The following is a 21899-nucleotide window of genomic DNA, read 5'->3' as shown; positions in this document are numbered from 1 at the left end:
TTATCTAATATACCATTAATAGTATAGCAAAATAAAGGAAAAACTGGTGGATTATTTTAGGAGGCAAACAGTAAATAAAAGATAAGAGGTGGAATTTTTTACAATAAAAAATACATGCAAGGATGAAATAAACCTGTGCATGTATGAAGTGAGAGTATCGTATTATATATTCCATGGCTTACTTAAAGTTAAAACTTCAGCCATCTCTTTACTTTTTAAACGTCCCTTTTTTCGGTTTTCCGCGCGTTCTAAACCGGTTGTGTGTAACCAATGTTCTTCTTCAGTTTCAGGAAGTACTTGTGGTACGGATGAAGGTTTTCCATCTTTTATTGCCACAAATGTAATGAAGCAAGTAGCAGCAATTCTACGCTCGCCTGCTAATAAGTTTTCTGCGATTACTTTTACGAAAACTTCCATTGAAGATTTCCCTGTATAACATACAAATGCTTCATAACAAACAGAATCAGCTTGGTGAATTGGAGTTAAAAAATCAACTGAATCAATAGATGCTGTTACGCAATGTTTACGACTATGTCTTGCAGCCGCAATTGAAGCAATACTATCAATTTCTGCTAATAATTTCCCTCCAAAAAGTGTTTGGTGATTATTTAAATCGTTAGGAAAAACACGTGTTGTCTTAATTGCTTTAGATTCTCGCATGAATTTCTTTTCCATATATTCAGCCCCTATAGTCTGTTTTCAATCAGAATAATATGTGTAAGCAGATTACTCATATTAGATATTTAATGAAGTAAAGTGTATTCCAAAAGAGGATTATTTAAACTTCTGTATTTGTATTCATGTAACTGAAAGAAAATTTATTTTATCTAAAATGTAGTGTAAAAGAGGATTCGCTTACATTGCAAGTAAAAAGTAATGACTATGTATTTGTCATAGAAATTCCCTATCAGCCGTGTACCCATTCATGATAGAATCGTTTTGTTATGAATGGAAATAGAGGTGCAATGGACATATGAATCATATACAAACAAATTTTTCATCTTTCTTCAATAAAATTACAATCGGTGCGATGCTCGCATTTTTTGTTTATAGTTGTTGGGCAGCATTTGAGACAAGTAAGCAATTTTTTGGAGGAAGTACAACAAGTGTAACAATCATATTAGCAATTTTCGTCATACTTATTTTGTTAGTGGCATCAATTCTACAATATCGTTTTACAGATAAACAATTTCTTATTTTTCTTATAAGTATATCTATAGTTGTGAGGGTTAGTATGCTGTTATTTGTAGATGCTCCAATAATTGGTGATATGAAAGTGATGTATGAGTCTGCAAAGCAGATTGCAATTGGTAATAATATAGGGACTGTAACTCATTTGCCTTTTATTATATATGAGTCGGTAATTATTCGTATATTTGGTGATTCATTATTCGCTTTACAACTATTTAATGTGCTATTTTGCACAGGAACAGCATTGTTTATTTATCGTATTGCGGGAATGGTTTTTGGAGAAGAATGCGGTCGTATTGCTTCTATCTTTTATGCTCTGTATATTCCAAATATATTCATGAGTTCCGTATTAACTCCTGAATCACTTGCAATATTTTTATTTTATTTTGCTTGTTACATACTTTTATATAAAGGATTAGATCATCCTTATATATGGGTGTTTTCAGCGATTTTATTTGCATTTAGTAATATGGTTTTCCCAATGGGATTATTTCTTCCTATTTTTATTACGGTATATGTATTATTAATCGAAGTATTTCAATCAGCAACGAAACAAAAGGTGTTACTAAAAATGATAGGGATACTCATTCTATTTTATAGTGCCCATTTTAGTGTGAATTATGGAATTAAGGCAATGGGATTGTCACAATATACGATTTCAAATGAGACGTATGTTCAATCTGTTTTAATTGGAAAGACGCAACATGAAGAAAAAATATCGAAAAATCAAAGTGTAACAGAGCATATTGATCAAAAGTTAAAAGAGATTGAGGGAGAAAGATTTAAACTTTTAGAGCCGATGATAAATCAGTTTTCAGATGAAGGGGTAAATTCTATTCTTTTCAAATGTGAAAAACTGATATATATAGCCGTAACATTGTTTATGACTATAGCTCTATTACACTTCCTTATTAAGAAACAACAAAATGAGGGATATATGTTGTTCTTATTTTTAATTAGTGGCTACGTATTGTTAAAGCTCTTTCAAGTAGATATGGCATATTACAATGTAATTATGCCGGCATTGTTCATTTTGCAGAGCTTTGGTGTTTATATGAGTTATGTGTATTGTCAAAAAATATTTTTCAGAAAATAAAAAGAATCCATTCTGGATTCTTTTTTTGATGGAAGATGAAATTTAGTAGTCAGTGCAGATGAAAAGTATGCCTGACTTGAATTTGATCCCGCTATTTTCCAGGCAGTAAGACCCCCACCTCAAAATTAGCGAAAGCAAAGAAGTTAGGTGGGGGGCGGGCTGCCCGTAAAAGCCCGATTGGTGAGGGCTGATAATCAACGGGGGATAAACAAAACCCCCGTTGATTAAAGTTTCACTTTATCTTATCGATTTAGTTCTAGTTGTAAATTATCGGCTGTTAGAGCCATTTGTGAGGAATCATCTTGAATTCCTTTCATTACTTGTGAAATAGCTTGTAGCTCGTGTTCAATTTTCTTATTCTGTTCTTTTGAGTTAGACATATCTTTTACAATTTCTTGGAAGTATCGATCTGTTGCTGACATACTATCCGTTCCTTCCGATACGAGAGAGCTAATTTGTTTCACGGAAGACGAGACACGGGTAATTTGTTCATTTGTTTTTTCAACGAGCTTTGTAACGTTAAATATAGATTCTTTCGTTTGCTCTGATAATTTTCGAATTTCACCAGCAACAACAGAAAACCCCTTCCCAAATTCTCCAGCACGTGCAGACTCGATAGCTGCATTTAGTGCGAGTAAATTGGTTTGCTCCGCAATCGATTTAACAATATCTATGATTTCATTAATTTTGTTAGAAATATTAAGGAGTTCATGAGTATCTGTAATAATCGTTTCCATATTCATTTGAATAGATCCCATTCGTTTGTTTTGCTGGTTTAATTGTTCTTTCCCTTTATTGGCTTTTTCTTCAGATGTTGTAGCTAATGATGTACCTGTTTTAGCAATCTCTACAATAGTTTCAGATTTGGCGGTTAGTTTTTGAATCGAAGAGCTTGTTTTTTCAGATACAGCAGCTAGTTCTGTTGCGATATGCGTAATTGTCATAGCAGTTAGTTCTTTTTCTTTCTCATGCTCTTTTTGCATTCTTTCATATTCAGATTCATAAGCTGCAAGAACAAGTTCTTGTTCAAGAGTAAATAATTTATTTATAACATTTATAGAATAGGAAAAATCATCGATTGTTGTTATTTTGGTTTGCAAAATCTTCATGATAGAGCGGAACAATTCTTGATAAGCAGCAGTATACCATTTTCGATGTAAACCAATTTGTACATGCCTTTTGGCAATCCTAACACGCTGTTCAATAAAATCTTCATGCATATTGCCGCTGAATAATTCTTTAATATGTGTTTTTAAAGTTTGTTTTAGTTTTGGAATAGAGCTGTAACGTTCAATAATAGTAATTAAATTAGGTTGTTTTGTAATGTTGGCATAGAATTTTTCAGTAATCCAATCAATTTCTGCATAAATAAAAGGCTGTAGTACTTTTACAACTTGTAAATCTTCTTTTGAAATATGTAGCATATCCATTTGAATTTTTAATTCAGAATTAGTAGGGACATTAAAAGTTATTTGTTGGTCCTTACTTAATTCGATTATACTGGCATTTGTTTTATTAATATTTTTTTTGAAAACCCCAAGCATCATTCTTCCCCCTGTATATAAAACGTTTTCAATTTTAAAACTAATATAGAGTAATTATATATGCTTATATATAATTACTCTATATTAGTTCGTTGAATAGTATATAAATTAAGAGAATTCTATCTAGAATTCTCTTAATGGCCTTTATTAATTTTAGCATGTGTTTTAAAGAAAACAGGGAAATGAACATTATATATTACAGTGACGACACGAATAATGAATGTTACTAATAAACAAACATAGAAAGCTAACACGTGCGCCCCCATAGCGTGTGTGATTAGGAAGCTAATTGCTCCTAAGATAGAAGCGATTGCGTAAATCTCTTTTCGGAATACGTAAGGGATATCTTGAGCACAAATGTCACGCAAAATACCGCCTCCAATACCTGTAATGACTCCCATTGAAACAACTAGAAATGAGGCGTCAACATGATGTGACATTGCCGCATTTGCACCAATAGCTGTAAAAACACCTAAGCCAACAGCATCAGAAAGCATAATAACGACTTGAAGTTTATTGATGCGCTCAAAAAACATACAAGTAAATAATGCTGATAATACACTTACGAAAAAGTAAATGGGTTTTACAAATGCGACAGGGGGCAGGTTACCAATCATGATATCACGAATAATACCGCCGCCGAGCGCAGTAGCTACAGCTAAACAAAGGACACCAAATAAATCTAAATCTTTTTTTAAACCAACTAATGTACCAGAAATGGCAGCGGCGATAATGCCAAGAAACGTAAATATATCGATTAATAACATGGCCTTAATCCCTTCCTCTTAAAGATGTTCCAGAGAAAAAATATACACTAAAGTATTGGAAATAACAATTACTTTTCGCTACATGTAGAAAAACGGATAAAATTCATAAAGAAAGCGTTTGAAAATGTTTGGAAAATAGCCATAAAGTAATTTGAAAAAGATATGAAAAGATTAATTTTACATTTTTTGATGTTGTTTATTTGGTAAAACATTACAATTATAGGTAGGTTATTTATATTTGTATAAAATGATAAAAAAATATTTATATACTGACAAAAATAAGGGGATGGTTGTTAGATAGATTTTATAAAAATAGGGGAGTATAGCTAAAGGACGATAATTTCTATTACTGATTAATACTTGTCCTGGCTAGTTTTAGCTGGAAAAATAGTTCTCGATTTGAATATGAGTTATGTTATAATTGCTAGGTGTGTTTGAATGATAAAAAATTATGATTAAAAGATAATGTTAAGATTTTGTATGGAGGTCTTGGAATGTTAGCAAATCAAGCTAGGGTTAGATTTGAGCATTTTTTGCTCTTTTTTATTATTTTACAGCCTGTTTTAGATTTATTAACGTCTCTTAGCATCACTTTATTAAAGTCAAATGCTACCGTTGGAATTTTAGTAAGATTCCTTATTATGGCTGTTGGTGGTATTTACATTTTAATTCAGGCAAAAGAGAAGGAAAATAGAAAGTTTTTAATTTATCTTATATTGTTAGCCGGAGTTTTAGGGATAGGATTTATTAATAACAAACTAGTTAAGGATCCTATTGTACTTAGTGAAGAGGTTAAATTCGTTGCGAAAGCATTATATATATATATCATGCTGGGATCATACATTTTAGCTTTAAAATCATTGAAAAAGACAGTTAATATTAGTGATAAGGTTCGAAATAGTATTGTATATTCTACATTAATCATTAACGCAATTATGGTTATTTCTATTTCAACATCTACTGACTTTGGTAGTTATGAATGGATGAAGGTTGGTTCTCGAGGTTGGTTCTATGCAGGGAATGAACTAGGTTCAATCTTAGCTATTATTTTCCCTATTGTAGTACTATATTCTATTCAAAAAACAAAGAGCTGGAAACACATTCTATATTGGATTCCATCACTTTTAATGATTTATTCGCTAATTCAAGTTGGTACAAAAGTAGGAATGGGCTCAATTGGTGCTACGCTAGCGGCAGCAATCGGGATTATTTTACTACAATTATTATTTGATAGAAAAAATCCGAACAAAAAATCCCTTGCACTTAATGCAGTAATTGCTATTGTCCTATTAGCTGGTGTAGTCGGAACGTTTAAACAAACGCCATTAGCACAAAATATGGGTATTCACAATAATTATTTATCAGAGCAAAATGTGGCACAGCAAGGTCAAAAAGAAAAAGAAATTAAAGAGAAGCTGAAAAAAGAGCAAGAACTTAAAGCAAAAGAAGAAAATCATCATAAAGTTGAAAAGCCAGAAGAAAAGGCGAAGATAGAAGAGGAAGTTAAGAAAGAGCTTGAGAAAGAGCAAAAGAAAGAAAATCAAGAAAATCTTATTTTCAGTGGACGTCAAGTATATGAAGAAAGACATAAGCAGTTCTTTAAAGAAGCGCCAATGTCACAAAAGTTATTAGGAATGGGTTATGCAGGTAACTTTAAATACAATGAACAAAAGCAGCCAGATCCAAAACTAATTGAAATGGACTTCCATGATTGGTTTTATGATTTCGGGATTATTGGCTTTGTATTACTAATGATTCCATTTGTTTATTACGGGCTAAGAATTCTACTAGCATTTGCTACGAGATTTAAGGACATATTTAATATAAAATATGGAATGATTTCAGCAAGCTTATTGTTAGCGTTAGGTATTGCTTATATTGCAGGACATATTTTAACAGCACCAGGAGTTGGGATTTACTTTGTAGTGGTGTTAGCTTATCTAATAGTAGACCTAGAAATTGAATGATAAAAATAAAAGCTAACTTTTGTTAGCTTTTATTTTTTAGTACAGTAAAATAAAAATAGATGGAAACGTAGCGAGGATTTAAAGGAGGAAAAAATATGAGAATATTGCATATGAATGCAGGAGCAGAAGATGGGGGAGGGAAAACACATATTATTTCACTTCTCGATCAGTTTCCAACTGGTGAAGTAGAATTAGCAGTATTTGAAGATGGAATTGTTGCGAAGGAAGCAAGGGAGTTAGGGATAAAAGTCCATGTGTTTTCACAAAAATCGCGCTATGATTTATCCATTTTAAAGAATATAAGTGAATTTATTAATAAAGAAAAATTTGATGTAGTTCATACACATGGCCCTAGGGCTAATTTCTATGTTTCTTTAATGAAAAAGAGAATAAAGGCAAAATGGGTAACGACTATTCATAGTGATCCATTTCAAGACTTTACTAAACAGGGCTTAAAAGGTTGGATTTTTACGAAATTAAATTTGAAAGCCTTAAAAAATATAGACTTATTTTTCGTTGTAACAAATAGATTGAAAAAAAGCCTGGCAGCATTAGGTATTTCAAATGAAAAGATGCATGTTATTTATAATGGAATTGAATACGATAAGGAAAAAGCAAAAGGCTATAATAAAAAAGAAATGTTCAATATTGATGAAGATGTATTTACGGCAATCCAAGTAGCACGATTACATCCTGTCAAAGGACATGAAGTTTTATTCGATGCGTTACAACAAACAAAATTAGAGAAAATTAAAGTATTATTAGTTGGCGATGGCCCATTAGAAGAAAATCTAAAGTCATTAGCTACTGAAAAAGGGATTAACGATAAAGTAGAGTTTTTAGGACATCGTCAAGATGTAAAACAATTATTTGCGTCGTCACATGTAAATTTATTAACTTCCCATAGTGAAGGGTTCCCACTAGTTTTATTAGAAGCGGCAAATCAACGCGTACCATCAATTGTGACTAGGGCTGGAGAAATTGAACCATTAATCGTAGATGAAACTTACGGATGGATTGTGGCAACAGGTGATGGAAAGGCATTAGCATTAGCTTTAGAAGAAGCGTATGATAAGTGGAAAACTGGAGAGTTAGCAGCAATGGGTAAACATATTTATGAGCATGCTACTATGAACTTCTCACTTCAAAAACTATATGAAGATACAAAGGAAACATATAAGCAATTAATAGCGAAAAACTTGTAATGATAGAGAGGATAGTTAACTATGGCAGTACAAACAGTTGATATTCTAGGCGTTCCTTTTTCTACAATGACAATGGATGAAACGGTCCAATATTTAAAAGAACAACTAGAAGCGGAGCGAACTCATACGTTTCAGGTAGTAACAGCAAACCCTGAAATTGTTATGTGCGCAAAAAAGGATGAAAAGTTCTATCAAACATTATTGAATACAGATTTAATTACACCTGATGGTATTGGGGTTGTAAAGGCAAGCGGCATGCTTGGTACACCTTTAAAAGAACGTGTAGCAGGTTTTGATTTAATGTGTAATTTACTTGCGAAGTTATCAGAAGATAGTAAGCCGGTATCTGTTTTCTTATTAGGTGCAAAGCCGCATGTTGTACAAGCTGCAGCAGATCATTTAACAAAGACATATTCAGCTGTATCCATCGCTGGTATACAAGATGGTTATTTTAAACAAGAAGACGAAGAGAATATTATTTCTCGCATTCAAGAAGCAAAACCAGATTTATTACTTGTTGCACTTGGTTTCCCGAGACAAGAGAACTTTATCCAAAACAATAAGCATCGTTTAGAAACGAAAATGGCTGTTGGAGTGGGTGGAAGTTTAGACGTATGGGCTGGAGAGGTAAAACGTGCACCAAAATGGATTCAAGCGATTCATTTAGAGTGGTTTTATAGATTATGCAGTAATCCAACACGCTGGCGTCGTCAGTTAGTATTAGCGGAATTTTTAAAAGAAGTAATGCGTTCGAAAAAGTAGCGAAATATCGCTGCTTTTTTTATTTGTTCATTTTTAATAAATTGAAACTTTAATCAGTGAGGCATCCCCACTGATTATTAGCTCTCACCAATCGGGATAGACGTTTTACTTTTTGGGAATGATGAAGGAGAATTTTTTACACAAAAGTATTTTACTTATACAATTCACACATGTAAAATGATGTGTAAAGACACCTGTGTGAGGAGGACTTCTAGTGGGCAAGGTAAAAGAAATTTCGAAGCGCAAACTACTTGGTATAGCTGGGCTTGGATGGCTATTTGATGCAATGGATGTTGGAATGCTTTCATTTGTAATGGTAGCCTTGCAAAAGGATTGGGGATTAAGTACGCAAGAAATGGGCTGGATAGGCAGTATTAACTCAATCGGTATGGCAGTAGGAGCGCTTATTTTTGGGATACTATCAGATAAAATAGGGCGAAAATCAGTCTTTATTATTACATTATTATTATTTTCTATCGGTAGTGGTTTAACTGCATTAACAACAACACTTGCGATGTTTCTCGTTTTACGCTTTTTAATTGGTATGGGGCTTGGCGGAGAGCTTCCGGTTGCCTCTACACTAGTATCAGAGAGTGTTGAAGCGCATGAGCGTGGGAAAATTGTTGTGTTATTAGAAAGTTTTTGGGCAGGTGGATGGCTAATTGCAGCTCTTATCTCGTATTTTGTTATTCCTAAATATGGTTGGGAAGTTGCGATGGTATTGAGTGCAGTTCCAGCATTATATGCTTTATATTTAAGATGGAATTTATCGGATTCCCCAAGGTTCCAAAAAGTTGAAAAAAGGCCATCTGTTATTGAAAATATAAAATCAGTTTGGTCTGGGGAATATCGTAAAGCAACAATTATGCTATGGATTCTATGGTTTTGTGTTGTTTTTTCCTATTATGGAATGTTCCTTTGGTTACCGAGTGTAATGGTGCTAAAAGGATTTAGTTTAATAAAAAGTTTTCAATACGTACTTATTATGACATTAGCTCAACTTCCAGGATATTTCACAGCTGCTTGGTTTATTGAACGTCTCGGTCGTAAATTTGTTTTGGTTACGTATTTAATCGGGACAGCTTGCAGTGCTTATTTGTTTGGGGTTGCGGATTCATTAACAGTATTAATCGTGGCAGGTATGTTACTATCCTTCTTTAACTTAGGTGCTTGGGGAGCATTATACGCCTATACACCTGAGCAGTATCCAACGGTTATTCGTGGTACAGGTGCAGGAATGGCAGCAGCATTTGGTCGTATTGGTGGTATTCTTGGGCCACTATTAGTGGGATATTTAGTTGCTTCAGAAGCTTCACTATCATTAATATTTACGATTTTCTGTGGATCAATTTTAATTGGTGTATTCGCTGTAATAATACTTGGACAGGAAACGAAGCAACGAGAATTAGTATAAAGTGAAAATTTAAACGTATCCCTGACCGTTTATTATCCTACACTACTCGGCTCTTTATAGGCAGTTAGTAGGGGATAAAAGAGGAGAGGAAACCGAAGTGGTTTCCTTTTTTCTGTTTTTTTAGATAAATAATGGTATAGTAAGAAAAAGGGATTATTTCTTATAAAAGCGAATGTATACAACAGGACATATGGACAAAGAATTAGGTGGTTGAAGAAATGAAAATTTTACTGATCATGGAAGAGGCAGAAGAGAGAAGAGAGTTAGCTGAAAATTTCACTGAAAATATGAGAAATGTAGAATGTTTTGAAGCAAAGACAGGAACAGAATCTTTATTTATGATGAAAAAACATATACCAGACTTTGTTTTTTTAAGTTCCAAATTACTAGATGGTACTGGTTTTGAATATGCAAGTTTATTACGAGAAATAAATTGCTATACAAAATTTATTTTTGTAGGTGAAAACATAGAAGAATCTATTACAGCTTTTCGTTTCCAAGCATTTTATTATTTATTGCGACCATTTCGTGAAGAAGATTTACAATTTCTTTTATATAAAATAGGTAAAGAACAAGGTGAGAAAGCAAAGAGTTATTTGCGGAAACTACCGATAGAAAGTCAAGAGGGTATACGATATATTCTCCCAGAAGATATCGTATATGTAAGTAAAAATAAAGAAAATAAAACTGTTTCAATTTACACAACGAATAATCAGTATATTTCAACATATACACTTCAGGAATTAGAAAATAAGCTAAATGCATATGATTTTTTACGTGTACATAAAAGCTATTTAATTAATATGTCATATGTAAAAGAACTGAAACCTTATTATAATGGCACGTATAATTTGTATTTAGATAGGTATGATGAGCAACCGATTCCAGTCAGTCGTAATTATGTAAAACGCCTTCGAAATAACATTGAATTATAGTAGGTAATGAGAGTATTTTAACATGATAAACTGAAAATCCTTCATGATAGGGAGGATTCAAATTAAATATTCAGAAAATTTAGTACAATCTCCACTAAGAAATAGTATTGGGGGAATTGTATGTGAAGACATTGAAATCGATCTTACTTTGGGGCGTTATTACAGCAGTAGGAGCAGGTGCTTTTGGGGTAATAGCTTTATCACAAGGTGAAACCATTAATGCTGTATGGCTCTTAGTAGCTGCCGTATGTGTATATGCAGTTGCTTACCGCTTTTATAGTAGATTTATAGCGAGAAAGGTTTTTAATTTAGATGATAATCGGCAAACACCAGCCCATACATTAAACGATGGGAAAGACTATGTTCCAACAAATAAGTGGGTATTGTTTGGACATCACTTTGCAGCGATTGCTGGGGCGGGACCTTTAGTAGGACCGATTTTAGCAGCACAAATGGGATATTTACCAGGAACCATTTGGATTATTGTTGGGGTAGTTGTTGCGGGGGCTGTCCAAGATTTTGTCATTTTATTTGCTTCGATGAGACGTAATGGTAAATCGTTAGGAGAAATGATTAAAGATGAGATTGGACCTGTTACAGGACTAATTGCAATGATAGGTATTTTAGGAATTATGATTATTTTATTAGCAGTATTAGCGTTAGTCGTAGTAAAGGCACTAATCGGAAGTCCTTGGGGAATGTTTACGATAGCAGCAACGATTCCTATCGCTATTTTAATGGGAGTTTATATGCGCTATATTAGGCCTGGTCGTGTTGGAGAAGGATCAGTAATTGGTATTATCCTACTTATTTTATCTCTTGTTGGAGGACAGTATGTAGCAGAAAATCCAACACTTGCAAGTATGTTCACATTTAGTGGTGAAACAATTGCTATTATGCTTATTATATATGGATTTATCGCATCGGCATTACCAGTTTGGATGCTTTTAGCACCACGTGATTATTTAAGTACATTTTTAAAAGTCGGAACAATTGTAGGGTTAGCAATCGGTATCTTAATTGTAGCACCAGATTTACAAATGCCAGCAGTTTCGAAATTTGTTGATGGAACTGGTCCTGTGTTTTCTGGAAACTTATTCCCGTTCTTATTTATTACTATTGCTTGTGGTGCAGTGTCTGGATTCCATGCTCTCGTTTCATCAGGTACGACGCCGAAGATGATCGAGCAAGAGGGACACGCACAGCCAATCGGTTATGGAGCAATGTTAATGGAGTCGTTTGTAGCAGCGATGGCGATGATTGCGGCTTGTGTATTAACACCGGGAACGTATTTTGCAATTAATAGCCCCGCAGCACTTATCGGTACAGATGTTTCGCAGGCAGCTCAAGTTATTTCCTCATGGGGATTTGCTATTACACCAAATGAACTAAAAGATCTCGCTGTAAATGTTGGAGAGCAAACAATTTTATCACGTACAGGTGGTGCGCCAACATTAGCGATAGGTATGGCATATATTTTCTCACAAGTAATAGGTGGAACGGCCATGATGGCATTTTGGTATCATTTTGCGATTCTCTTTGAAGCTCTATTCATTTTAACAACAATTGATGCCGGAACGCGTGTCGGCCGATTTATGATTCAAGATATTTTAGGGCATGTATATAAGCCATTTGGGAAAACGGATTCTACATTAGCGAATGTAATCGCTACAACATTATGTGTATTAGGGTGGGGATATTTCTTATACCAAGGGGTAATAGATCCGCTCGGTGGAATTAATACATTATGGCCACTTTTCGGTATTGCAAATCAAATGCTAGCAGGTATTGCATTGTTACTTGGAACGACAATTTTGTTCAAAATGGGAAAAAAGGCGTACGTTTGGGTAACACTTATTCCAACTGTCGGGTTGCTGATTGTAACGATGACGGCGGGATATCAAAAGCTATTTCATGAAAATCCTAAAATTGGATTTCTATCGCATGCAAAGGTATTTCAGGGAGCATTAGATGAGGGAAAAGTGTTAGCGCCAGCAAAAAATGTTGCTCAAATGAAGCAAATTATTTTCAATGATTATATCGATGCAGCGCTTTGCGGAATTTTTATGATAGTTGTAATCGCTGTGTTAATTTCAGCACTTCGAATTTGGATCCAAGTATTAAGAAATAAGCCAATGCCGTTAAAAGAGGCACCATATATTCCTAGAGATGAAAGTGAGTCGAGGAACTATGCTTAAAAAGTTGTGGCAAGTATGGGGTGAAAGAAAACGCTTTATTAGTTTGCTCGTTGGGGTACCAAGTTATGAAGTATATGTGGAGCATATGAAAAAGCATCATCCTGAAGAAGAGGTTGTATGTCAAAAGCAATTTTTTGCTGAGGCACAAGAAGCAAGATTTAATGCAAAGGGTGGAAAAATATCACGCTGTTGTTAATGAAAAAGGGCGAGTTTTCGCCCTTTTTATTTTTTTGCTGTTTCACGTGGAACAGCAAAAATAAACAAAATATTTGGGAATTAAAGGTATTTCGTATACAATAAGGTGAGGAAGGGGATAGATGGAAAAGTAGGGAGATTATTTTATGTTAAGGGACTTATTTGTAAATACAACAATTATTCTTTCCTTTATTTTTATTGGAGGTCAGCTTTTAAGGGATAAGCCGTTAAAAGAAGGATTCTCTTTTGGGCAGAAATGTGTAGTAGGCATTTTTACTGGGATACTAGGTATAGTATTAATGTATTTCAGTGTTCGTGTTGGTACCATTCTATTGGATTTACGCTACTTAGCTGTTATTCTAGCTGTTATTATTGGAGGACCGATAGCGAGTACCATAACAATTGGTATGATTTTAGTAACTAGGCTGTTGTTTATGGATTATTCATTAGCTTCTCAAGTGGCTTTTTATACAATCATTGCGATAGGAATAGGGAGTATCTTTATTTCGCGCATGAAGCTTTCTTTAGGGGGAAAGTGGGTATGGTTACACACATATATTTTATCTATTCTAATCCCAGCGTTATATATATGGTTAATTAAAGAGATCCACATAGTGGGATTATATTTAATTTCTAGTATTATTACAGGTTACATAACATTCATAAGTGCAAATTATGTTTTACAATCCAATGAGTTATTTCAAAAGATGAAACAATACGCAACGATAGATGCATTGACAGGTTTAGGAAACGTAAGACAGTTTGATTTAGAGATGAATCGTCATATTAGTAATAAGAACATGAAAAATGATTCGTTTTGTTTACTACTTATAGATATTGACCACTTTAAGTATGTAAATGATACGTACGGGCATCCTGCAGGGGACGAAGTGCTAAAACAAGTAGGATGTATTTTACGAGAAACTTCACAATTTCCAGATTTGGCTTTTCGAAAGGGTGGAGAGGAGTTTGCGCTTTTGATACCGAATAAGGGATTAGCTTACGGAATTCTTACGGGCGAGCAAATTCGTACAGCTGTTGAAAGTCACTCATTTCAATTGTTAGATGAAACGAAAATAAAAATTACAGTTTCGGTGGGGGTTTCAGAATATGAAGAATCACCGGAGCAATTTATTCAAGCGGCGGATGATGCGTTATACTACTCGAAACGAAATGGTAGAAATAAGGTCAGCTCTGTATCTTAAAGATAAGATGACCAGAAGATATAAAGCTTATAAAAAACACTCACAGAGGCAATGTATGAACTTTGTGAGTGTTTTTTATTTATATATTAGACAAGTTCTTTTGATACAACAAATTTACGATATGCACCATGGTGAGTTGGACCTACGTATTCGTTAATTTTGAATGAGTAACGAATAGCAGCTGTGATGAATTCTTTAGCAGTTTTTACTGCTTCTTTCACAGGTTTTCCTTTTGCAAGTTCTGCTGTAATTGCAGCAGAATATGTGCAACCTGCGCCGTGTGTATTTGTCGTATCAATTTTTTCTGATTCTAGAAGGTCGAATGTTTCTCCATCATATAGGACGTCAATTGCAGTTTCCGTACCAAGTTTGCTACCGCCTTTAATTAGGACGTATTTCGCACCTAAAGCATGGATCTTTTTCGCTGCTTCTTTCATGTCTTCAAGAGAATTAATTTTTACGCCACTTAATTGGTAAGCTTCAAATAAGTTTGGTGTTACAACTAATGCCTTTGGAACAAGAACGTCACGTAAGCAATCATTCGTTTCAGGATGTAATGCTTCATCAGCACCTTTACATACCATAACAGGGTCAACTACTACATTTTTGAAATTGTGCTTTTCGATTGTTTCTGCAACCATTTCAATAATTTCTACTGATCCAAGCATACCTGTTTTTAAAGCGTCTACGCCAACACCTTCAATTGTTGTTTCTAATTGTGGTTTTAATGTAGAAGCTGGGATTGGAAATACGTTATGTGCCCAACCGTTATGTGGATCCATCGTTACGATTGTTGTAAGAGATGTCATTCCGTATACGCCCAGTTCTTGGAATGTTTTTAAATCTGCTTGTATACCAGCACCGCCACTTGTGTCAGAACCAGCGATAGTAAGTGCTTTATTTAATGTCATTATGAAAGCCCCCTCGAGTGATATAATGAAAACTATGTTCTCACCATTATATCAATGTTACGAATAAGTACAAAGTGAAAAGTAGATGATTTATTTTAAGAGCTATTTAAAATCTTGTATGCAGGAGACTGAGTATGTTTCGAGATAATCGTACAAATGAATTAGTTATATTAAAGGAAATTGCAGAAACATTAAATACATCAAATGATACATATCATGTATTGCAAGCTGTCCTAGAGAAATTACTAAGTGTAACAGGTTTAACGACAGGATGGATTTTTCTTGCGGATGAAAATGGGAAGTATACGAAGTTAATTGATTATCAATTACCAGAGGCACTTACATATGAAAATAAACGCCCGATGTGCGAAGGTGAATGTTGGTGTTTACGAGGTTTTGTAGATGGAAAATTAGAGAGAGCCGTTAATATTATTGAATGTAAAAGAATTAATAATGCAATTGAATATAATTGGGGGGATACGGAGGGCATTCTTCATCATGCTACGGTTCCTTTAAAAGCTGGGGGAGAAAAATTTGGGGTGTTAAATGTTGCAAGTCCGGGTAAAACACATTTTTCAGAAGAAGAATTAGTATTACTCCAATCGGTTGCCTTCCAAATTGGTACGGCTTTAAAGCGAACAAAATTATATGAAAATGAAAAGAGAAGAGCACATTATTATGTGAAATTAGAGCGTTTCATTCAAGATTTAAAAACGATTCATAAGTTTAATGTACTACCTGAAAAGGTGGTAAATCACGTAGGTGAAGTATTTCAATGGAATCAAGTAGCGCTTTTTATTAGGGAGGAAAAAGAATTATCTCTGCGAGCGTCTTACGTTCAGGAAGAGTTAAAAGAGGATATAAAAGAGGCGGCCAAGAAGGCGTTAGAACAAGATGAACCAGTTCTAATAAAACATCAAATAGGACATAATGTACATCTAAATCGATCTGTTATTGCTACACCAATACATATTCAAAACCATATATTTGGTGTTTTATGTGTTAGCTTGAATAATGGAGAGTTGGATGCTAATACAATAGATGTAATTCAAGCATTATCGAACCATGTTTCGTTAATAATAGAGAATTTGAGGTTAAACGAGCAGCGCCGTGAACTTGTACGAATGGAAGAAAGAAATCGGTTAGCAAGAGATTTACATGATTCTGTTTCGCAAAAATTATTTTCATTAACCTTCATGACAAAAGGCGCTGAGGCAGTTTTAAAAGGTAAAAATGAAAAGGTAGATCAATCTTTGCATGAGATGCGTGAACTGGCGCAAGGAGCTTTGAAAGAAATGAGGACATTAATTTGGCAGCTTCGTCCGGCAGGATTAGAAAAAGGATTATTGCCAGCTCTAAAGCAGTACGGTGAAAATTTGGGACTGAAAATTAGGGAGCAAGTTACGGGTGTTCGTGATTTACCTCGTGTAGTAGAAGAAGCTTTGTGGCGCATAGGCCAAGAAGCACTGAACAATGTAAGTAAGCATGCAGGTGTAAAAGAAGCGACGATTTATTTTACAGTGAATGAGAAAAATGTATCATTAGAAATAGTCGATCAAGGAAACGGCTTTGTAGAAAAGGATATAAAAGAGAAGAAATCACTTGGCATGACTACGATGCGTGAAAGAGTAGAATTAGTTGGTGGAACAATTAAAATTGTAAGTGATAAGAAAAGAACAAGTGTAAAAATAAACGTACCATTATGATGTGAAAATGAGGGAAGTTCGTGAAAATAAAAGTATTGTTAGTTGATGATCATACAGTCGTTTTAAAAGGATTAGCATTTTTCTTAAGTACACAGGAAGATTTAGAGTTAGTTGGAGAAGCGAATAATGGGAAAGAAGCGTTAGTGAAAGTAGGAGAAACAACTCCCGATGTTATATTAATGGATTTATACATGCCTGAAATGGATGGTGTTGAGGCGACGGCATATATTAAAAAAGAGTATCCAAATGTGAAAGTAATTGTATTAACTAGCTTTTCTGATCAGGCGCATGTGTTACCTGCATTAAGGGCTGGAGCAAGTGGTTATATTTTAAAAGATGTAGAACCAGATCAGCTTGTTGAGGCTATTCGAAGCGCATATAAAGGTAATATTCAATTACATCCGGATATAGCAAATGCTCTTCTCTCTCAAACATTACCTGTAGAAGAAAAGGAAGAAGAACCTTCTATTCAAGTGGATGTGCTAACAGCGAGAGAAAATGAAGTATTGCAGCTATTAGCAAAAGGGATGAGCAATAAGGAAATTGCATCTGTTTTAGTTATTACAGAAAAGACAGTTAAGGCGCATGTAAGTAGCATTTTGAGTAAGTTGAATTTATCTGATCGTACGCAAGCGGCATTATATGCAGTGAAAAATGGAATTGTATAAGACGAAAGTCGTAAGACCAAGTTCGCCTTTAGAAGGTGGACTTTTTTTATGGAAAAATACGTCTATGTGAGGACGAAATTGTCATTATATAAAGATAAAATATGTTTGTAAGCAACAAAACAACAATTACAAGGGATACCTTTTTTGAAAGCATATAACAACATAAGAGTGAGTACTAGGAGGAATAAATAATGGCAACAGTTTTATTCGTTAAAGCAAATAACCGTCCAGCGGAACAAGCAGTTAGTGTAAAATTATATGAGGCATTTTTAGCAAACTATAAAGAAGCACACCCAAATGATACAGTAGTAGAACTTGATTTATATAAAGAAGAATTACCATATGTAGGCGTAGATATGATTAATGGTACATTCAAGGTAGGTAAAGGATTTGATTTAACAGAAGAAGAGGCAAAAGCAGTAGCAGTTGCTGATAAGTATTTAAATCAATTCCTAGAAGCTGATAAAGTTGTTTTCGGCTTCCCATTATGGAACTTAACGATTCCAGCAGTATTGCACACATATATTGATTATTTAAACCGTGCTGGTAAAACGTTCAAATATACGCCAGAGGGTCCAGTTGGCCTAATCGGAGATAAGAAGATTGCATTATTAAATGCAAGAGGCGGCGTATATTCAGAAGGTCCAGCAGCTGAGGTAGAAATGGCTGTTAAATATGTAGCAAGTATGATGGGCTTCTTCGGCGCAACAAACATGGAAACAGTAGTTATTGAAGGGCATAACCAATTCCCAGATAAAGCAGAAGAAATCATTGCTGCAGGTCTTGAAGAAGCAGCTAAAGTAGCAAGTAAATTTTAATTAAAAGTATAATCGTCACTCGAAAAAACAGCATTAACATGTAAACGTTAATGCTGTTTTTTTATATTTTTAGTTCATCAGCAAGTTTTTCTAATGTATTTCGATCTTGTATATAATATGTTCGGCCTTCTTTTCTTAAATAATTTTGTTGGCAAAACTGATTTAATACATATAAAAGATGACGGTAGCTGACATTTAAATATTCCGAGGCCTCGGTATGCTTTTCTATATAACAATTATTTTGCTCTGTTAATAAAATAAAAGCAGCTAATCGATTTTCAAAAGGATAACTATAGTTTTTTGCGTAATTTTCAGTGCGAGTAATTGTCTTTTCTCCAATAAATTTACATAAGTGCTGTAAAAACGTTGCATCTTGTAATAAAAGTTGCTGACAATCTTTAAGAGGAAGTGCCAAACACACACAATCTTCTAGTACTTCAACGGATTTAGTAATATTTTCTACTCCTATTAATCCTAATTCCCCGATAAAAGATGGTGCTTGAATAAAGTTAATTAATGAAACCTTCCCGTTTTGATGACTCATATATATTTTTGCTTTCCCAGAAATTAAGTAATAGAGATAAGGGAGAGCATTTCCTTCGCTACATATCATCTCTTTCGTTTGAAAAGAATGCAGCTCTACATATGGCAAGACATGAAATGAAAATAGGGTATGGAATTGATGGATTCGCATGTATTGATAAATTTCTTCCTCATTTTTGCTGATTTTCATATTTTCACCCCCATGTATAGTATGAGATATCTCCTATTATCTTTACAAGAAGGAATGATACGATTTATGTAAATTTGTTTTTGTAGAAAAGAGAGTGTGATGAATTTATGAAAAAATATAAAACATTGTTATTTGATGTAGATGATACATTACTAGATTTCCAAAAGGCTGAAAAAGTGGCTTTACGGGTGCTTTTTGAAGAGAAGGGAATCCCTTTAACAGACGAGATAGAGGCTCGTTATAAAAAAATAAATAAAGGTCTTTGGGATGCTTTTGAAAAAGGAGAACTATCACGCAATGAAGTTGTAAATACACGATTTTCTCTGTTGTTTAAAGAGTATGGAGAAGAAGTAGATGGAATATTATTCGAAAATAATTATCGTAACTACTTAGAAGAAGGAAATCAACTCATGCAAGGTGCGTTTGAATTTATAAATCAAATTCAAGGAGAGTATGAATTGTATATAGTGACAAATGGTGTTTCTAAGACGCAAGATAAACGTTTGCGTAATGCAGGTTTACATTCATTATTTAAAGATGTTTTTGTTTCGGAAGATACAGGTTTTCAAAAACCGATGAAAGAGTATTTTGATTATGTTTTTGAACGGATTCCTAACTTTGCACCTGAAGCAGGGCTGATTATTGGGGATTCATTAAGCGCTGATATTAAAGGTGGATATGTAGCGGGAATTGATACTTGTTGGTTTAATCTAGAAAGGAAATTAAATGATAGTGGGATTATACCGACATATGAAGTGCATAATTTTGAGGAGTTAGAAGCGTTATTAAAGCAGCATGTGTAATAAAAAAATAGGCAGTGGAGCTTTCATCCCCACTGCCTATTTTTATTAATTTTTATTTTCGTTATGCTTTGGGAGCGGAAAGGCATTCCCGATAGCAGCTGCACCAAGCATGGGCAATAGTAAATTAAGCGGGAAAAACATAAGTAATAGTAATGTTATAGCTATTGGCTTTCGTAACGCATAGCTTGAAATTGCTGTCGTTACGATGGCAACAGATGCTACTGGATCTATAGGAAGAATAGATGCTACAGCGTATCCGATACTTGACCCGGAAAATATAATTGGGAAGATATGTCCACCTCGCCACCCTGTGTTCAAACAAACGGCAGTAATGCACAACTTTAAAATCCCTGAAAGAAGTAGTATCCAAAAAGATAAATGGCTCCATTCAACAACTAATTCTTTTAATTGATGTTCCCCTGAAAATAATGTGTACGGAAGAAAAGTTCCCGCAATTCCTAATAAAATACCACCGATAATTCCGAGTGTCAGTTTGTATTCCCTAAAAGGGTGAATTAACTTCTCTAATGTGAATTCTAACTTGAAATAAAAGAAACCAACTATAGCACCGATACTAGCAAGTGGAAGAAATGCGATCCATTCATTGAAAGAAAGTGCACCTTCCCCGAAATCAACAATAAAGGATCCACGATTATCGAGTTTACTCAGTAGTAAATAAACAGAAAAACCTGCGAAAGTAGTAGCTAAGTATACAATCGCCTTTTTTCCTTTAGAAAAAGCAGCAATTTGTTCCCCCTCATTTTCATTTGGTGCTAAATAACCGAATAATGGTGCGTTAAAAATGACACTTAAAGTAGCTCCAATTCCGATCTCGGTTAGCTCATTCATACCCTTTAAGGCAAATTTAAAGCGATCCCCTACCCATGTGCACAGTCCGCCTATAATTCCAACTAGTGCGGCTTCTGGACCAAGACTAGCTCCGAAAATTAAAACAATAATCGCTGTTAAAGTAGCCTGATGGACAAAGCGATATTCGATTCGACCAGCTTTTTTATATTCAGCCATCACTTCAGGCATAAGGCGTGGGTATGTACCGAAATGTTTTTGTGATAGACCAACAAGGACCCCGCCAATTATTGTTACGCAAAGGGTGTAATAAGAGGGGAAAGAGAGAACTTCAGGCAAGTATCCCCAAATAAAGCGGATTCCAATATTTATTGTGACTAAAAATAACCAGACTGTAGCTCCTACTATAGATCCTAGAAGAATGCCATATAGAGCAAGTATGTACTGCATATCTTTTTTATTTGTCATGTTATACCTCCGTTATGTAAATCTTAGTAGGTAAAAAAGTGAAATATACTAGTGAAAAATGGATTGAATATATATAGTATCTTTTTGAGAAGATGGCCTATTCAACATATAGGCTAACTTTAGGGGAATTTGAATTTATAGGTTAAATTACTTATTTAATTTTATAGACTGATTTGAGGTTTTTAAAGGTCTTTTTTGAAATAGACTAGAATATATTTCTTTTGTTGCTTTATATGAAACTGTTAACATTTATTTTAGAACATTCAGAAAAACTGTTTGACATTAGGAAATTATTGCTATAAAATCAACGGTAATTGCATAGTCTTATCAAGAAAAGGTGGAGGGACAGGCCCGATGAAACCTTGGCAACAGCCGTATAACGGAATTGTGCCAAATCCTGCAGGTAGTAATCCTGAGAGATAAGAAAGAGCCTTTAGAGCGTGTTTTCAAACTGCTCCTTTCTTGTTTTCAGGAAAGGGGCAGTTTTTTATTTTGTATAAAAGAAA

General features: G+C 34.3%; 19 protein-coding genes, 1 pseudogene and 1 riboswitch. Of the genes and pseudogenes, 13 read left to right on the top strand and 7 right to left on the bottom strand.

Annotation, left to right across the window (positions count from 1 at the left end):
- Positions 1-162 precede the first annotated feature (162 nt).
- Complete coding sequence (locus EBQ15_RS12670) at positions 163-675, bottom strand: acyl-CoA thioesterase (protein ID WP_000412120.1); 513 nt, start codon at positions 673-675, stop codon at positions 163-165.
- Positions 676-973: 298 nt separating this feature from the next.
- On the opposite strand from EBQ15_RS12670, the gene EBQ15_RS12665 reads away from it, so the two are divergent.
- Complete coding sequence (locus EBQ15_RS12665) at positions 974-2287, top strand: ArnT family glycosyltransferase (RefSeq protein ID WP_001015637.1); 1314 nt, start codon at positions 974-976, stop codon at positions 2285-2287.
- A gap of 242 nt (positions 2288-2529) precedes the next feature.
- On the opposite strand, the gene EBQ15_RS32035 is transcribed toward EBQ15_RS12665, so the two are convergent.
- The 3 genes and pseudogenes from EBQ15_RS32035 to EBQ15_RS12655 all read right to left on the bottom strand — a co-directional run bounded on the left by EBQ15_RS32035 (position 2530) and on the right by EBQ15_RS12655 (position 4598).
- A complete protein-coding gene (locus EBQ15_RS32035) occupies positions 2530-3231 on the bottom strand; it encodes a methyl-accepting chemotaxis protein (RefSeq protein WP_370658441.1) in 702 nt (233 codons plus the stop codon).
- A gap of 54 nt (positions 3232-3285) precedes the next feature.
- Positions 3286-3831 (bottom strand): annotated as a pseudogene (locus EBQ15_RS32030) (protoglobin family protein); the annotation flags it as partial.
- A gap of 134 nt (positions 3832-3965) precedes the next feature.
- Positions 3966-4598, bottom strand: a complete 633-nt coding sequence (locus EBQ15_RS12655; protein ID WP_000924369.1) for a trimeric intracellular cation channel family protein — start codon at positions 4596-4598, stop codon at positions 3966-3968.
- A 494-nt stretch (positions 4599-5092) separates the two neighbouring features.
- Between EBQ15_RS12655 and EBQ15_RS12650 the strand changes: the two genes are divergently transcribed.
- The 8 genes from EBQ15_RS12650 to EBQ15_RS12610 all read left to right on the top strand — a co-directional run bounded on the left by EBQ15_RS12650 (position 5093) and on the right by EBQ15_RS12610 (position 14479).
- Positions 5093-6565, top strand: a complete 1473-nt coding sequence (locus tag EBQ15_RS12650) for an O-antigen ligase family protein (protein ID WP_000880750.1) — start codon at positions 5093-5095, stop codon at positions 6563-6565.
- A gap of 95 nt (positions 6566-6660) precedes the next feature.
- The gene (locus EBQ15_RS12645; RefSeq protein WP_001221228.1) at positions 6661-7770 is read left to right on the top strand and encodes a glycosyltransferase family 4 protein; all 1110 of its coding nucleotides are present in this window, start codon (positions 6661-6663) and stop codon (positions 7768-7770) included.
- A 21-nt stretch (positions 7771-7791) separates the two neighbouring features.
- On the top strand, positions 7792-8532 hold the full coding sequence (locus tag EBQ15_RS12640; RefSeq protein ID WP_000290748.1) for a WecB/TagA/CpsF family glycosyltransferase: 741 nt from the start codon (positions 7792-7794) through the stop codon (positions 8530-8532).
- A gap of 214 nt (positions 8533-8746) precedes the next feature.
- Positions 8747-9946 (top strand): MFS transporter, encoded by a 1200-nt coding sequence (locus tag EBQ15_RS12630; RefSeq protein ID WP_000521079.1) that lies wholly within the window; start codon positions 8747-8749, stop codon positions 9944-9946.
- A gap of 218 nt (positions 9947-10164) precedes the next feature.
- Positions 10165-10881, top strand: coding sequence for a LytR/AlgR family response regulator transcription factor (locus EBQ15_RS12625; RefSeq protein WP_000698256.1), 717 nt, complete (start codon positions 10165-10167; stop codon positions 10879-10881).
- Positions 10882-11003: 122 nt separating this feature from the next.
- Positions 11004-13079, top strand: a complete 2076-nt coding sequence (gene cstA, locus EBQ15_RS12620) for a carbon starvation protein CstA (RefSeq protein WP_000854309.1) — start codon at positions 11004-11006, stop codon at positions 13077-13079.
- Positions 13072-13275: a YbdD/YjiX family protein gene (locus tag EBQ15_RS12615; protein WP_000914504.1), complete on the top strand. Its 204-nt coding sequence runs from the start codon at positions 13072-13074 to the stop codon at positions 13273-13275. Before cstA ends, EBQ15_RS12615 begins: the two co-directional genes overlap by 8 nt.
- 145 nt (positions 13276-13420) lie before the next feature.
- Positions 13421-14479, top strand: a complete 1059-nt coding sequence (locus EBQ15_RS12610) for a GGDEF domain-containing protein (RefSeq protein WP_000942900.1) — start codon at positions 13421-13423, stop codon at positions 14477-14479.
- Positions 14480-14565: 86 nt separating this feature from the next.
- Here EBQ15_RS12610 and pdxK read toward each other — a convergent pair whose 3' ends face one another.
- The gene (pdxK, locus tag EBQ15_RS12605) at positions 14566-15390 is read right to left on the bottom strand and encodes a pyridoxine/pyridoxal/pyridoxamine kinase (RefSeq protein WP_000174252.1); all 825 of its coding nucleotides are present in this window, start codon (positions 15388-15390) and stop codon (positions 14566-14568) included.
- A gap of 134 nt (positions 15391-15524) precedes the next feature.
- On the opposite strand from pdxK, the gene EBQ15_RS12600 reads away from it, so the two are divergent.
- From EBQ15_RS12600 to EBQ15_RS12590, 3 genes are all read left to right on the top strand, one after another.
- A complete protein-coding gene (locus tag EBQ15_RS12600; protein ID WP_000488142.1) occupies positions 15525-17096 on the top strand; it encodes a GAF domain-containing sensor histidine kinase in 1572 nt (523 codons plus the stop codon).
- Positions 17097-17116: 20 nt separating this feature from the next.
- Positions 17117-17764, top strand: coding sequence for a response regulator (locus EBQ15_RS12595; protein ID WP_000695812.1), 648 nt, complete (start codon positions 17117-17119; stop codon positions 17762-17764).
- Positions 17765-17955: 191 nt separating this feature from the next.
- Entirely contained in the window at positions 17956-18582 is a 627-nt protein-coding gene (locus EBQ15_RS12590) for an FMN-dependent NADH-azoreductase (protein ID WP_000246735.1), read from the top strand.
- Between the two features lie 61 nt (positions 18583-18643).
- On the opposite strand, the gene EBQ15_RS12585 is transcribed toward EBQ15_RS12590, so the two are convergent.
- A complete protein-coding gene (locus EBQ15_RS12585; protein ID WP_000703323.1) occupies positions 18644-19315 on the bottom strand; it encodes a transcriptional regulator YeiL in 672 nt (223 codons plus the stop codon).
- Positions 19316-19422: 107 nt separating this feature from the next.
- Here EBQ15_RS12585 and EBQ15_RS12580 point away from each other — a divergent pair, with 107 nt between their 5' ends.
- On the top strand, positions 19423-20118 hold the full coding sequence (locus EBQ15_RS12580; protein ID WP_000760187.1) for a YjjG family noncanonical pyrimidine nucleotidase: 696 nt from the start codon (positions 19423-19425) through the stop codon (positions 20116-20118).
- Positions 20119-20163: 45 nt separating this feature from the next.
- Here EBQ15_RS12580 and EBQ15_RS12575 read toward each other — a convergent pair whose 3' ends face one another.
- Positions 20164-21393 (bottom strand): chloride channel protein, encoded by a 1230-nt coding sequence (locus EBQ15_RS12575; RefSeq protein ID WP_000182474.1) that lies wholly within the window; start codon positions 21391-21393, stop codon positions 20164-20166.
- A 321-nt stretch (positions 21394-21714) separates the two neighbouring features.
- A riboswitch (SAM riboswitch) is annotated at positions 21715-21819 on the top strand.
- The last annotated feature ends 80 nt before the right edge of the window (positions 21820-21899 follow it).

Origin of the sequence: Bacillus sp. 2D03, assembly GCF_003946765.1 — a bacterium.
Classification (GTDB): Bacteria; Bacillota; Bacilli; order Bacillales; family Bacillaceae_G; genus Bacillus_A; species Bacillus_A cereus.
The sequence above is the reverse complement of the archived record's forward strand: the minus strand, read 5'-3'. Positions and strand labels throughout refer to the sequence as shown.